The 1295-nt window shown below is 75.8% G+C and carries 2 protein-coding genes; both read left to right on the top strand.

Translation table 11 applies throughout. The annotated features are described in order from the left end of the window. A partial coding sequence (locus FV223_RS27870) for a CheB methylesterase domain-containing protein (RefSeq protein WP_147729904.1) occupies positions 1–389 on the top strand: 389 nt, incomplete at its 5' end. Further along, positions 386–1295: response regulator (locus FV223_RS27865; protein WP_147729903.1), on the top strand; the 910-nt coding region annotated here is incomplete at its 3' end. The genes FV223_RS27870 and FV223_RS27865, both read left to right, overlap by 4 nt.

Here is a 1295-nt window from a genome sequence, read left to right as displayed (position 1 = left end):
AGCCCGGCCGGGTCTACGTCGCCCCGGGCGACCGCCACCTGGAGCTGGGGCCGGGCCGGATCCTGCGCATCCTCGACAGCCTGCCGGTCTCCGGCCAGCGACCGGCGGCGACCGTGCTGTTCCGCTCGGTCGCGCGGCAGGCGGGCGCGACGGGGCTCGGCGTTCTGCTCACCGGCATGGGCGAGGACGGGGCGCTCGGCCTGCTCGACATGCATGCCGCCGGCGCACAGACGGTGGCCGAGCACGAGAGCACGGCAGTCGTCTACGGCATGCCGGCGGCGGCCGTGCGCCTGAAGGCCGCCCGCGCCGTCCTGCCCCTCGACCGCGTCTCGGCCCATGTCCTTAAGCTCGCCATGCCCGGGGCCGGCTCGCAGGACCGGCCGGCATGAACGGCACCGCCGGCACGGCGACGGAGGCCGCCCGCATCCTCCTGGTCGAGGATTCGGAGACGCAGGCGCTGGAGCTTCGCTTGCTGCTGGAGAGCCACGGCTTCCAGGTCGAGCGCTGCCCGACCGCGGAAGCCGCGCTCGACCACCTCAATCAGGGCCTGCCCGACCTCGTCGTCGCCGACTACCACCTGCCGGGCATGAACGGCGACGAGCTGACGCGCCAGCTGCGCCTCTCGCTGCGCACCCGCGCCCTCCCCCTGCTGATGCTCACCGGCGCCCGCGACGGCGAGCGCCAGGGCCTCGAGAGCGGCGCCGACGCCTACGTCGCCAAGTCCGGCGACCGCGACCTGCTGATCCTGCGCATCCGCGCGCTCCTGCGCGAGCGCCTGGGCAGCGTGGCGCCCGGCAGCGCAGAGACCCCGTCGGCCGCCGCCTTCCGGCGCGGGCGCGTGCTGGTGATCGACGGCAGCGCCACCTACCGCACCTTCCTCGCCGGCCTGCTCGGCCAGGACGGCCACGCCGTCACCGCCAGCGCCGGGCCGGACGAGGCGCTCGCCGTCCTCGACGCCGAGGGCGAGGCGACGGCCTTCGACTGCGTCACCGTCGACCTGCTCGGCCCGGCCTTCGACGGCCTCGCCCTGTGCCGGGCCATCGACCAGCGCCGCGGCGTCCGGGTGGCCGGCGCCGGGTTCCACCTCGTCGGGGTCGCCGGCAGCAACCCCCCCAAGGATTTCCTCGTCCAGGCCTACGCCGCGGGCGCCGACGACGTGGTCTCGAAGTCCGATGCCGAGGTGCTGGCGCTGCGGGTGCGCGGCCTCGTGCGGCGCCGCTTCCTGGAGGAGGACGACCGCCGCATCGCCGGCGAGTTCGGCGCCCGGCAGCAGGCGGTCGTCCTCCTCCAGGAAG

This window comes from Methylobacterium sp. WL116 (assembly GCF_008039455.1).
GTDB lineage: Bacteria > Pseudomonadota > Alphaproteobacteria > Rhizobiales > Beijerinckiaceae > Methylobacterium.
This window is presented reverse-complemented; position numbering and strand designations above follow the sequence as displayed.